Genomic DNA, 13,455 nt, shown 5'->3' on the forward strand with positions numbered 1-13,455 from the left:
AGAGTTACCCCCCTTTTATCTCACTGACACTAACCTGCGGCAATACTTTTTCTATTAATTCCCACGTACAAAGGTCCGATGAAAAAGCTGTCGCACTTCCCGCGGCGACACTATATCGAAAAGCGGTTATAACATCTTCCGTTTTTTCATACATCCCGATAAATCCGGCCACCATGGAATCTCCGGCCCCCACTGAGTTGATGACCTTTCCTTTCGGTATATTTGCAGCATAAGATTTATCTCTTGTGATAAGTACAGCCCCATCTCCTGCCATCGAAACGATTACGTTTTGAGCACCTGCTTCCAACAATTCCTGCCCATACTTATTTGCATCCTTCACATTTCTGATTTCAGTCGAGTAAAGACTCGCTAATTCGTGATGATTAGGCTTCAGGAGAAAAGGCTCATAATGAACGACTTCCAATAATTCTTTCCCACTAGTATCAACCACCACTTTTACTTTCCTCCCCGAACATATTTTCATCATCGTTTCGTACACATCACGTGGGAGGCTTGTTGGAATACTACCAGATAAAACGAGCCAATCATTTGGCTTGAGTTCACCAATTAAACTAAGTAAATGATGATAATTCTCCATGGATATTTCAGGACCATGACTATTAATTTCAGTCTCCACTCCTGTTTTTAATTTAATATTGATTCTCGTATCACCTGTTATTTCCGTGAAATTAGTCCTAATATGATCTTTTTCTAAACAGGCTTTTACAAATTCCCCAGTTTGGCCACCTAAAAAGCCTAAAGCAGTCGTATCGTTTCCTAGCCTTTTCAATACACGTGATACGTTAATTCCTTTGCCCCCCGGATATTTCTTATCCATGCATGTTCTGTTCACCAAGCCCATTTGGAAGTTTTCAACCTCGACCAGGTAATCTATTGAGGGGTTAAGCGTTACGGTATAAATCATTAAATCGTCACGACCTTTATCTTGGGATTTTTCAAGAGCTGTTCGACGGCAGCTTCATTATTGTTATCCGTCAGCAAAATGACTTCACTTACATCTGCCACTTTTGCGAAGGTGACTTCATTTAATTTTGAACTATCTGCAAGCACATAACTTTGATTGGAAAGCCTTATTGCCGTCTTTTTCAATAGCGCTTCTTCAGGATCTGGTGTGGTCAAACCTAATTCAGGATGAATGCCATTGATCCCTAGAAAACATTTATCGAATCGGTAATCACTTAAAAAATCGACAGCTGTACTACCTACAACCGCATTGGTGGAAGCCTTGATGGTTCCACCAACGATAACCGTTTTTATTTCCAATTCCATCAACTTTTGTATATGCATGAGACCGTTGGTTAAAACGGTTACATTTTTATCTTTTAAATAAGGGATCAGTTCAGAGATGGTCGTACCTGCATCAAGATAAATACAGTCATCATTCTCGATAAAAGTTGACCCCAGCTCTGCTAGGAGCTTTTTTTCGGATAACGCTTTGTTTTGCTTCTCCAAGGTGGTCGGTTCCATGCCTTTTCTTTGAAGCAAGGCAGCTCCACCATGAACACGTTTTAAAAGCTTAAGTTCCTCAAGTTGGACTAAATCACGCCGAATGGTAGATTCTGAAGCTTGCAAATGATCGACAAGTTCTTGCATCTTTATAATGCCTTTTTTCTTAATCAACGTAAGGATTACGTCATGCCTCTCGGTTGTCAACAATTGCCTCACCCCCAATATATTTCCATAATAACTTCATTTTTCAGATTAATCAATCATTATCGTTCACTTTTATTCAAAAACATTCATTTATATTAAAAAAACCAATCACATTCCTGCAAGTGATGATATGATTATCTCTTTATCTATGAACTTTTCTACAAAAAAAAGCCCCCATCACCATGACAGGGGCTTTTTCATTATATAGGATTTATTAATTTTGTAATAAAAGTTGTTCAGGATCTTCAAGCATTTCTTTGATTGCCACTAGGAAACCAACTGCTTCTTTTCCATCAACGATACGGTGATCATAAGATAATGCAAGGTACATCATTGGTCTGTTTTCGATTTGATCGCCAACAGCAACAGGACGAGTCTTGATAGTATGCATACCTAGAATACCAACTTGTGGTGCATTCAAGATAGGTGTCGATAATAGGGAACCGAATGTACCACCATTTGTGATGGTAAAGGTACCACCAGATAAATCTGATAGCGCTAATTTGTTGTTACGTGCTTTAACAGCTAGGTCCGCAATGTTTTGCTCGATTTCAGCGAAACTTTTACGATCAGCATCTCTTACAACTGGAACAACTAAGCCTTCTTCAGTCGATACGGCTACACCGATATCATAGAAGTTCTTTTTAAGGATATGATCCCCTTTGATTTCAGCATTCAATAAAGGATACTTTTTCAATGCCCCAATGACTGCTTTTGTAAAGAATGACATGAAACCAAGTTTAACGTCATTAGCTTTAACGAATGATTCTTTATGACGGCTACGTAATTCCATAACTGCAGAAAGATCGACTTCGTTGAAAGTTGTAAGCATTGCCGCTTCAGATTGGACTTGAACTAAACGTTTAGCAATGGTTTGACGACGGCGTGTCATTTTCACTACTTCTATACGGTCATCGTTGGCTTCAATAGGAGCTGCCGCTTGTTTAGTAGCTGCAGGTGCTTTTGGAGCTGCTGCAGGTGCTTTACTTGCTGCTTCCACGTCTTGTACACGTACACGGCCTAGTGGATCAACAACAGGTACTTGAGTTAAGTCAATTCCTTTTTCACGAGCTAATTTTCTAGCAGCTGGTGATGCAATAACTTGTTGAGTGGAAGATGCTTCTTTCGTTTCAGCCTTTGGAGCTTCTTTGGCAGGTGCTGCTTGTTCCACTTTAGCTGGTTCTTGTTTCACTTCTTCAGCTTTTGGAGCTTCCTTAGCAGGTGCTGCTGCCGATCCATTTTCATCCACGATGGCAATAGCTTGTCCAACTTGAACAGTGTCGCCTTCTTCAGCTAAAAGTTCAGTAAGGGTCCCAGTGTAATCAGAGATGATTTCCACGTTTACTTTATCTGTTTCCAGTTCAAGGACATAATCTCCCTTTTCAACATGGTCACCAGGTTGCTTTAACCATTGCGCAATAGATCCTTCAGAAATTGATTCTGCTAATTCAGGCACTTTTACTTCAGCCATTTTATTTATCCCCCTCATTATTGCGTGTAATTGCTTGACTCATAATCCGTTGTTGTTCATTTTTATGGACAAGTGGATCTCCCTCAGCCGGGCTTGATCTACGTTTTCTACCGATATACGTTACAGAAAGATTTCCAGGAGCAGCCGCATTTAAGCGAGGTTCAACAAATGTCCAAGCTCCCATGTTTTTCGGTTCTTCTTGAGCCCAGTAGATTTCTTTAAGGTTCGTATATTTTTTCAATGCTTCTTGAACGCCAGTGAACGGGAATGGATAAATCTCCTCGATACTGATGATTTGCAACCAATCGGTATTTTGTTCAGTAGCTACTTTATCACGTAGTTCTACAGCTAATTTACCGCTTGCAAATACAATGCGCTCAACAGCTTTAGGTTTTTTGCCTAGCGTTTTCGTTTCAATGAATGATTCAAAACTTCCTGTACTGAACTCTTCTGGAGTAGATGCCATCACTTGGTTACGAAGCATACTCTTCGGTGTCATGATAACAAGCGGACGCACTTGTTCCTGATCAAGTATTTTAGCTTGTCTTCTAAGGACATGGAAATACTGAGCTGCAGAACTTAAGTTAGCAACTGTCCAGTTATTTTCAGCTGCTAATTGAAGGAAACGTTCCAGGCGAGCACTTGAATGTTCTGGTCCTTGTCCTTCGTATCCGTGTGGAAGTAGCATAACAAGTCCAGATTTTTGACCCCATTTTGCACGGCCTGCCGCAATGAATTGGTCAAAGATTACTTGTGCCGTATTGGCGAAATCACCGAATTGGCCTTCCCAAAGTACAAGTGTTTCTGGAGCAAAAACATTATATCCATATTCATAAGCAAGTACTGCCGTTTCAGTAAGCGGACTGTTATGGACAGCGAAAGATGCTTTGGCAGATTCAAGAGTATGAAGCGGTGAATATGTTTTGCCGTTCACGCTATCATGCAGCATGATGTTACGTTGTGCGAATGTTCCACGTTCTGAATCTTGACCAGTTAAACGGATTGGTGTGGCATCATTTAAAATCGTTGCAAATGCAAGCGTTTCAGCATGTGCCCAGTCAATTTTACCGTTTTCACCAAACGAATCCAGACGACGGGACAAGATTTTACCTAATTTTTTATTAGGCGTAAATCCTTCTGGCCATTTCACAAGTTGTTCATTGATTGAAATAAGTTCTTCCTTAGATACAGCTGTATCAATCGTAGGAATGCCTTTTTCAATTATTCCCGGAGGATTTACTTCTTTGGAAGCTTCCGGTTTGTTTCCAGAAATTTTGGCATAGGCTTCTGCAAGTTTAGTATCCACTTGTTTTGCCATTTCTTTCACTTCATTTTCTGTAAACTCTCCAGATTCAATCAGTTGTTTACCGTAAATTTCTTTAACTGTTGGATGCTTATGAATCAAAGCATACATTTCAGGTTGTGTGACCAATGGCTCATCCATTTCATTATGGCCGAAACGTCTGTAACCGATTAAGTCAATCAAGAAATCTTTTTTGTATTTTTCACGATATTGGATGGCAAGATTAACTGCAGCCATACATGCTTCGGGATCATCAGCATTAACGTGGACGATAGGTACTTCAAAACCTTTTGCAAGATCACTCGCATATCTAGTTGAACGTGAATCTTCACTTTCGGTAGTGAAACCAATCGTGTTATTAGCGATGATGTGGATTGCCCCACCAACTTGGTAACCGCGTAGACGGCTTAAGTTAAACGTTTCAGGTACGATACCTTCACCTGGGAACGCAGCATCACCATGAATAAGGATTGCTAGTGACTTATCAATATCTTGCACTGGGAAGCCTTTTGCTGTCCTGTCTTCTTGAGCCGCACGAGAGTAACCTTCCACGATTGGGCCAACTACTTCCAAGTGACTTGGGTTATTGGCAAGCGTAATTCTTGCTTTCTGTACGCTTTCTTTTGTAATTTGTTTATCCAAACCTAGGTGGTATTTAACATCGCCAGTCCAACCATAATTAATGCCGGTTGAGCCTTCTGATGGGACTAAATCCTTATTAGGTGAGTGTTGGAATTCAGAGAAAATCACTTCATATGGTTTTCCAAGGACATGTGCCAGGACATTAAGACGTCCGCGGTGAGCCATGGCAATATTCACATTGCTCGTTCCATTTTGGACAGTCTGTGAAATCATCTCGTCTAACACTGGAACCAATGCATCTAGACCTTCAATAGAGAAACGCTTTTGCCCTACAAATGTACGATGTAGGAACTTTTCAAATCCTTCAACTTCATTCAGACGTTTTAGCATTAATGCTTTTTTCTCTTTTGAAACTTTAGGGAACATTTTACCAGATTCGACCATATCAGTAAGCCATTGCTTTTCATCCAAGTCATTTACATGGTGAAATCCAAAGGCTATTGTTTTTGTATAAAGTTGTTTAAGATATTGGAAAGCTTCGTATCCGTCTTTTACGTTTTCAGGTGATTGCGCGCAAATAAGATCAGCCGGTATTTTCCGTAAATCCTCAACCGTCAAATCGTATTTTTCAAAGTGGATTTGCTCTGTGTCTGGCTTGTCTTCAATCAATGGATAAATGCTTGAAGCAAGATGTCCATATGCACGAATATTTTCTGCCAATTTTACTGCAGACATAATTTTCTTCATTGAAAGGACTTCACCAGTCTGTGGTGCACTTTCCATTACAGTGCCTGCCTCTACTTCAAATGAAGGAGGACCAGCAACCTCAAAAAAGTTTTTCAGTTCCGGATCTACTTCTTCCGGATTAACTTGAAATAAATCGTATTGCTCCATGACATACCCAAGGTTTGGACCAGAAAAAGATTTCCATGGGTCGTAAGCCTTAGCATCCTTGATGGTCATTTTTGTAAACCCCCAAATTTTTCTCATAATTTCGTTTTATCCATCCCCAAATTCCTTCTTCTAACATTTCCCCAAATAGATAATTTATAATAAATAACTTGGTCATTGAATAATAAAATTTTAAAGGATAAAACGTTTTCAGATGCTATATTAACATGTTTTTGTCGAAATATCCAAGGGTTTCACCTCTTTATACACCCTTTTTCAAACTATTATTCTGTTTAATTCGCCTTATTTCGTCTTAAATAGACCTTTTATCTTTTTTAAGTCTATTTTTTCTAAAAAAAGATTTTTCTATTTTCGTATATTAATTCAAACAAGCTAGATTTCGTACGATTGAAAACCCTTTCAACTCAAGCAAACTCCCAAGCTGTCAAACTTAAGTTTCCATACTGAAAACTACGATGCAACATTTTTGCCTTTTTATTGGAATCTCCTGCTCCCATCGCAATGATCAAGGGAATGAAGTGGCCTTTAAATGGCACCGCCTCGGAACTATATGGCCCTATTCTTTCATAATCAAACAAGGATTCCAAATCCCACTTCTCTACCTGTTCTTCCACCCAGTTTTCAAAACGGATTGCCCACCCCTCCGCAACATGCAGGTCTGGCTGAATCTGGTTAAAATTATGCACAATCCCACCGCTACCAATTATAAGGACGTTATTCCGTTTGAGAGCCCCCAGCATTTTCCCGATTTCATACTGTTTTTCAAACGGTAGGTCGGAACTGATCGATAATGAAACGATTGGTATATCAACTTTAGGATACATGAGATGCAACAGCCCCCATGCCCCATGATCGAGAGGACGCCTTTCATCCAGCTCCCCCCATATGCCCACTCGTGACAACAGGGTTAAAATCTTATCGGAAAGCTCCAAATTTCCTGAAGCGGGATAGGATACCTGGTAAATTTCTTCCGGAAAATCGATATAATCATAAAGGATTTCATGCTTCTTGACAGCTGAAACCAACTGTTCATCACTTTCCCAATGGGCTGACAGAATGACTATTGCAGTTGGCTTCTCAATTTCTTTTGTATAAGCTTTTAAAAACTCGGTGTAGCTATTCTCTTCCAAGGCTAATAATGGCGTTCCATGTGATAAAAACAACGATGGCATCATAAAAACTTTAAATCCTTTCCAAACTATGATCTTTAAATTAAAATCCAATTACCTTTAATTTACTATAGTTGAGCTTCGCTTTCACTAATTAAATTGAACCTTTGGGGTTGTCTCATCTATCGTATCAAAGATATAGCCTTCTTTTTTTAGGATTTCTATTATCTTCGGCAGCGCTTTAACGGTATTTTTCATACTGTTGATATCATGCAGCAGGATATTAGCCTGTTTTTGATTTTTCAAGCCTCTTTGCACGGATGTGATGATTTGATGTTCGCTTATAGTAGGACTGATTCCATCCGTTGAATCTATATTCCAATCTGTATATATATACCCTTTATCCGTTAGCTGTTGAAGTATTCCATTAATGATTGGTTTTGTGCTTGCTTGTTGTCTCAGACGATTTCGTGATCCACCGGGAAGACGAACGATTCGGCTTTTTATTCCATAATCTTTTTCTAACATCGTTTCAAGACGATTTAAATCCTCAAAAAAACTATTCGTGGAACGATACACGATTGAATAGTCATGTGTATAGGAATGTAAGGCAATTTTGTGGCCTCTTCCTATCATTTCTTCATAGCATTTTTTTGCATATGGCTCTTCATTACCTTTAACAAAAAATGTTGCCTTTACTTGATACCGGTCTAAGATGTCCAGGATATCCATTGTATTCGTAGAAGGCCCGTCGTCAAAAGTTAAATAAACTGTCTTTTGGTTTTCTTTACTTTTGACGAGTGGAGTTATTTCTTCCGGAATTATTGCATGTACGGGTCCGGCAAGTGTTTCACTTAGGATCATTGAAAAACAGAATACTATCGTATATAAGTGCAATAATTTCTTCATAATTATATCTCCCCCTTGCTTTTTACCATTAAGGTGTACTATACCAGGGGTTTCATGCATCAATTTTTTTTAGAATATAGGCATGGAATTATGGTCTTTAACAACTTCACTTTCTGTATCAGGAATTTATTCTTAATGTGCTCTCGAAATTAACTCGCCATAATCAATAAGACAGCGGATTTAACCGCTGCCTTACTTATCTATCGACATTAAAATATCTAGCTTCAGGGTGTGCAAACACTATAGCGGAAACAGATGCCTCCGGTTCCATCATGAAACCTTCAGTCAATTCTACCCCAATATCCTGAGGCTGTAATAAGCGGAAGAGTTTTTCCTGGTCTTCCAGATTCGGGCAGGCTGGATACCCGAAAGAAAATCTTTGACCAATATACTTGGCAGCAAATCTCTCTTTCATGGTCATTTCGATAGAATCGCTGATTCCCAAATCGTCACGCATCATTTGATGGATTCTTTCAGCAAATCCTTCAGCCGTTTCGAGAGCAAGGGATTGTAGGGCATGATTTTTTAAGAAATCTCCCTCTTTCTTGAACTTTTCAGCCCACTTTCTAATGCCTCTTCCTGCTGTAACCAGGAAGAAACCAACATAGTCCATTTCGCCAGAAGAAATAGGCTTCGCAAAATCAGCCAGACAAAGGTTTGGACTTGTATCTTGCCTTGGAAAATCAAAAGTTTCCAATACTTCCTGATGATCCTCGGGATTGTATACCACTAATTTGTCACCATCACTTTGGGCGGGGAAAAATTGATAAACTGCATTTAATCCATATTCAGGTTCGGATTTCAGGAATTCAATCAGATCGTCAACCAAATCATTCAATTGTATAGCTTTATCGTTACCCTCCTTCAGTAATTCAGCCACCTTCCCTTTTAGACCCAGATGATGCCCAATCAACATCTGTCTATTGATATAGGGCTGAATGACTTCGAGTGGATATTTTTTTAGTATATGCCTTTTGACATCATGAGGTTTTTGAACCGGTACATTCCTTAGTGGAACCGCACTTACTGGCTTACGTTCCGGTTTTTCAATTAATGCGGCGATGGCAGCATTGGCTTTTGCCTTTTCACGTTTATTTTTCAGTTCCTCTAGGTATACCATTTTTCTGTTCGTATCATGTAGGATATTCGTAACGGCCAAACCATCCATCGCATCCTTAGAATATAGAACAGGCCCATCGTATTCGGGTGAGATTTTAAAATCGGTGAACTTACGGGATAATGCGGCACCACCCACCAAAATTGGGGTGTCAATCCCAGCCTGTTTCAAATCCTGTGCTGTTAAGATCATTTGCTGAGCTGACTTTACAAGCAGGCCCGATAAACCGATAATGGTAGGTTCATGCTTCCGTACTTCCTCAATGATTTGCTGTGGTGCAACCTTAATTCCAAGGTCCACTACTTCATAACCATTATTGGAAAGAATGATATCGACAAGGTTTTTACCGATATCATGGACATCCCCTTTGACAGTGGCCAAAAGAATTTTGCCTTTTTTAGCATGATCCTCTGAATTTTCCATAAGCGGTTCAAGATGTGAAACAGCGGCTTTCATTGCCTCGGCACTTTGAAGCACTTCTGCCACAATAAGTTGGTTATCATTGAATAACCGCCCCACTTCGCTCATTCCATCCATCAATGGTCCATTAATGATTTCCAGTGGAGCATCACCACGCTCTATGGCTTCATTCAAGTCCTCGATCAATCCTTCTTTTGTACCCTCGATTATGTAGTTACCTAACCTTTCATCTAATGGAAGAATAATTCCATCATCTTTCTTTTCAGCTTTTTTACCACGATAAAATTCAGTGAAGGTCGCCAGTGTTTCTGTTGAGGTATCAAATAAAAGTGCTTCAGCAAGCTTCACTTCCACTTCTGGTATTAAAGCAAACCGTTCGAGTTTTTCCGTATTCACAATCGCGTAATCTAGTCCAGCTTTCGTACAATGATAAAGAAAAACGGCATTCAATATTTCCCTTCCACGTGAAGGCAAGCCAAACGAAACATTTGAAATCCCAAGAATCGTCAAACATTCAGGGAATTTTTCCTTGATTGCTTTAATTCCTTTTACTGTTTCCAATGCGGAGCCAATATATTGTTCATCTCCTGTACCGACTGGAAATACAAGGGGATCAAAAATCAAGTCACTTTTCTTTAGGCCGTATTTGTTTACAAGTAAATCCACTGAGCGAGTAGCTACTTCTATTTTTCGTTCGGCGTCTACCGCCATACCAATTTCATCAATCGTTCCTACTACGACAGCCGCACCGTATTGATGAATAAGTGGAACGATTTTTTCAAACCTCTCTTCACCATCTTCGAGATTGATTGAGTTTATGATGGATTTCCCTTGGGAATGTTTCAAGGCTTGTTCAAGAACGGCTTCATCAGTTGTATCGATGACTAAAGGGACCTTTACCTTTTTGACGACCTCTTCAATGAATTCTTTCATGTCACCGAACTCATCTCCATCAGGGTCTGCCAGACAGATATCAATGACATGCGCACCTTTCTTAACTTGTGCCCGGGCAATCTCCGCTGCTGGTTCGTATTTCTTAGCACGAATCAATTCCTTGAATTTACGAGATCCAATGACATTCGTTCGCTCTCCGACAAACAGGGGTCGCATTGAGTCGTCATAAATAAGCGGCTCGATGCCAGATACGGCATGACCATGTGCAGCCTCAGGTAATTTCCGTGGTTGAATATCTTTAAGTACTCTTGAGAGCTCTTTAATGTGTTCAGGAGTGGTACCACAACAGCCACCAATGATATTGACCCAGCCTTTTTCTGCAAATTGTTTCATTTTCTCGGCTAGGGAAGTGGGAGATTCATGGTAATGCCCCTCTTCATCAGGCAATCCTGCATTTGGATAACAGCTAATCGCATTGTCGGATAGATCTGCTAGAGTACGGATATGGTCAATCATAAACTCTGGGCCTGTCGCACAGTTCAAACCGACAGCCAAAGGGTTCATATGCTCTACCGATAAATAAAATGCCTCTATGGATTGACCGGCTAACGTCGTTCCCATCGGCTCGATTGTTCCTGAAATCATTATCGGTACTTCCTTGCCAGTTTTAGCGATGGCCGATCTAATTCCAGAAAAGGCCGCCTTTACATTGAGCATATCTTGACAGGTTTCCACGAGTAATAAGTCTACCCCACCGTCTATAAGGCCAAGTGCCTGTTCCTCATATGAATCGGTCAATATATCGAAAGTCGTTCCACCTGTAACAGATAAAGTTTTTGTCGTTGGTCCCATGGAACCCGCTACATACCTGGGCCAATTATCACTTGAATATTTTTCACATGCTTTTACGGCAAGCTCTGCCGATACTTTATTAAGTTCATATGCAAGCGTGCTTAATTGATATTCTTCCAGCACTAAGCTTGTGGCACCAAAGGTATTAGTCTCTATAATATCGGCACCTGCCGCTAAATATTTTTCATGGATGGTTTGAATGATTTCAGGACGGGTTAACGATAAATACTCATTACACCCTTCGTATTGTTCTCCACCGAAATCCTCGGCCGTTAAATCTTCAGCTTGAATCATGGTGCCCATTGCTCCATCAAGAAGAAGAATCTTTGATTGTAATTGCACGTTAATTTCCCTTTTACTCATGTCCTGCCACCTCAGATGTTTGTTTACGATCATGATCCTTAATATATGTAGTAAGTTCCGCTGTCATTTCATAGCGTAAGAAAGGCGTTATTAAGTAAATTCCCTTGAACCTCTCTTGGGCTGCGTCTACCAATTCCCTTGCTATATTTATAGCTTCAATCCTTGATTTTACTGGATCAGCTCCCGCTGAGGCCATTGCTTTCCGTACACTGTCAGGTAATTTAATCCCCGGTATTTCATTATGGATGAATTCGGCATTCCTCGTACTGGTAAGGGGCATTATCCCCATGAAAATCGGTGTTTCCAAATGTTTTGTCGCCTGATAGACTTCTTCTATTTGTTCTACTGAATAAACTGGCTGTGTTAAAAACGAATGAGCACCGCAAGCGATTTTCTTTTCCATTCTCTGAACAGCCTTATCGAGATATTTCACATTTGGATTAAAAGCTGCGGAAATCTTGAAATTAGCCCGTTTCCCTAGACTTTGTCCGGAATAGGAGTAGCCCTCATTGAATTGCTTAACCAGACTTATCAAATCGAATGAAGATAAATCATAGACAGACGTTGCCCCCGGGAAATCACCAATCTTAGAAGGATCCCCAGTGATAACTAAAACTTCATCCAGCCCGACCGTATGCAATCCCATTAAATGGGATTGTAACCCAATAAGATTTCGGTCCCTGCACGTAATATGGACCATCGGATTCACCCCTAATTCAGCCTTTAATAAATTGGCTAAGGTCGAATTCGATATCCTTGGTGAAGCAAGTGAATTATCAGCTAAAGTAATGGAATCCACCCCAGCTTTTTTCAAGGCTTCAGCTCCTGCCATAAACGTTTCGATTCCTAACTTTTTCGGTGGATCAAGCTCAACTAGGATCGTTCTATCCGTTTTTGCCTTTTCATGAAGAGCTAATTCTTGTTTTTGGTTATTCACTTCAATAATTTCTATATGTCGAGCTTTCGTAATTTTTTCCTTGACTGGCGCTAAAGTGCCAATCATTTCGTTCACAGCTTGTATATGTAGTGGTGTCGTACCACAGCAACCCCCTATAATGGTTGCTCCTTGTTTTCGTAATTCGAGTGCACTTGAACCGAAATATTCTGGTTCCGCTTTATAGACCAGTCTCCCATCCACATAATCTGGAAGACTTGCATTAGGATAGATGGCAATCGACGCCTGCATAGGCAATTTCACTTCTTCCAGTGCCCTTATCATATGATGGGGGCCCAGACGGCAATTCACCCCAACCACATCTGCACCTAGGTACTCTAGCTTTTGAAAAGCTTCATTCAAATGAAATCCATTTTGAAGATTTCCAAGTTCATGCATCGATACATTTGCAATAATCGGCAGGTCCGTTTCCTTTTTAGCAATTTGAAGCACCGTTTCAAGCTCTTCATAATCATAGAATGTTTCAAGAAGAATTCCATCGGGATCTTCCAGGAGCAAACTGTATAATTGTTCTCGAAAACCCCGTTTTATTTCTTCTATACTTAAATCCGATTTACGTATACTACGCTGGGCCCCAATTGTACCAAAAACATAAGCCTTCCCTTTCGCTACTTGTTTAGCAAGGCTGACTCCTTGGCGATTGATCCGACTGACTTCTTCCTCCAGCCCATACCGTTTCAATTTATTGAAATTGGCACCATATGTATTGGTTTGCAGAATATCTGCACCCGCTTCTAAATAGGCCCTATGTATAGTCTCAATTTTATCAGGATTGGTGCAATTTATTTCCTCATAACATTGATCGATTCCATAGGAGTACAACAACGTACCCATCGCGCCGTCTCCAACTAGCATTCTTTCCTTCAATTCACTACGAAAATCCAATTAGTACAC

8 protein-coding genes are annotated in these 13,455 nt (G+C 40.2%); all 8 read right to left on the reverse strand.

Features of this window, described 5'->3' with window-relative positions:
- Positions 1-4 precede the first annotated feature (4 nt).
- Complete coding sequence (pfkB, locus tag ACIQXH_RS00160; RefSeq protein ID WP_403121788.1) at positions 5-925, reverse strand: 1-phosphofructokinase; 921 nt, start codon at positions 923-925, stop codon at positions 5-7.
- Entirely contained in the window at positions 925-1,677 is a 753-nt protein-coding gene (locus ACIQXH_RS00165) for a DeoR/GlpR family DNA-binding transcription regulator (RefSeq protein WP_402868866.1), read from the reverse strand. The genes pfkB and ACIQXH_RS00165 overlap by 1 nt, the downstream gene beginning before the upstream one ends.
- Positions 1,678-1,888: 211 nt before the next feature.
- Complete coding sequence (gene odhB / locus ACIQXH_RS00170; RefSeq protein ID WP_402988282.1) at positions 1,889-3,145, reverse strand: 2-oxoglutarate dehydrogenase complex dihydrolipoyllysine-residue succinyltransferase; 1,257 nt, start codon at positions 3,143-3,145, stop codon at positions 1,889-1,891.
- Between the two features lies 1 nt (position 3,146).
- Positions 3,147-5,993, reverse strand: coding sequence for a 2-oxoglutarate dehydrogenase E1 component (locus tag ACIQXH_RS00175; RefSeq protein WP_403121790.1), 2,847 nt, complete (start codon positions 5,991-5,993; stop codon positions 3,147-3,149).
- A gap of 353 nt (positions 5,994-6,346) precedes the next feature.
- Positions 6,347-7,117 carry a dioxygenase family protein gene (locus ACIQXH_RS00180; RefSeq protein WP_402956915.1) on the reverse strand — a complete coding sequence of 257 codons (771 nt, stop codon included), beginning with the start codon at positions 7,115-7,117 and terminating at the stop codon, positions 6,347-6,349.
- Between the two features lie 84 nt (positions 7,118-7,201).
- Positions 7,202-7,960 carry a polysaccharide deacetylase family protein gene (locus ACIQXH_RS00185; protein ID WP_402868874.1) on the reverse strand — a complete coding sequence of 253 codons (759 nt, stop codon included), beginning with the start codon at positions 7,958-7,960 and terminating at the stop codon, positions 7,202-7,204.
- A 196-nt stretch (positions 7,961-8,156) separates the two neighbouring features.
- Positions 8,157-11,606 (reverse strand): methionine synthase, encoded by a 3,450-nt coding sequence (metH, locus tag ACIQXH_RS00190; protein WP_402868876.1) that lies wholly within the window; start codon positions 11,604-11,606, stop codon positions 8,157-8,159.
- Positions 11,599-13,446: a bifunctional homocysteine S-methyltransferase/methylenetetrahydrofolate reductase gene (locus tag ACIQXH_RS00195; protein ID WP_403121792.1), complete on the reverse strand. Its 1,848-nt coding sequence runs from the start codon at positions 13,444-13,446 to the stop codon at positions 11,599-11,601. Before ACIQXH_RS00195 ends, metH begins: the two co-directional genes overlap by 8 nt.
- Positions 13,447-13,455: the final 9 nt, after the last annotated feature.

The sequence above is a fragment of the Peribacillus sp. NPDC097225 genome (genome assembly GCF_044761955.1).
Taxonomy (GTDB): domain Bacteria; phylum Bacillota; class Bacilli; order Bacillales; family DSM-1321; genus Peribacillus.

Coding starts and splice junctions, on each gene's coding strand:
- pfkB (WP_403121788.1), bottom strand. CDS start 925: ATGATTTATACCGTAACGCTTAACCCCTCAATAGATTACCTGGTCGAG.
- odhB (WP_402988282.1), bottom strand. CDS start 3,145: ATGGCTGAAGTAAAAGTGCCTGAATTAGCAGAATCAATTTCTGAAGGA.
- ACIQXH_RS00175 (WP_403121790.1), bottom strand. CDS start 5,993: ATGACCATCAAGGATGCTAAGGCTTACGACCCATGGAAATCTTTTTCT.
- ACIQXH_RS00180 (WP_402956915.1), bottom strand. CDS start 7,117: ATGATGCCATCGTTGTTTTTATCACATGGAACGCCATTATTAGCCTTG.
- ACIQXH_RS00185 (WP_402868874.1), bottom strand. CDS start 7,960: ATGAAGAAATTATTGCACTTATATACGATAGTATTCTGTTTTTCAATG.
- metH (WP_402868876.1), bottom strand. CDS start 11,606: ATGAGTAAAAGGGAAATTAACGTGCAATTACAATCAAAGATTCTTCTT.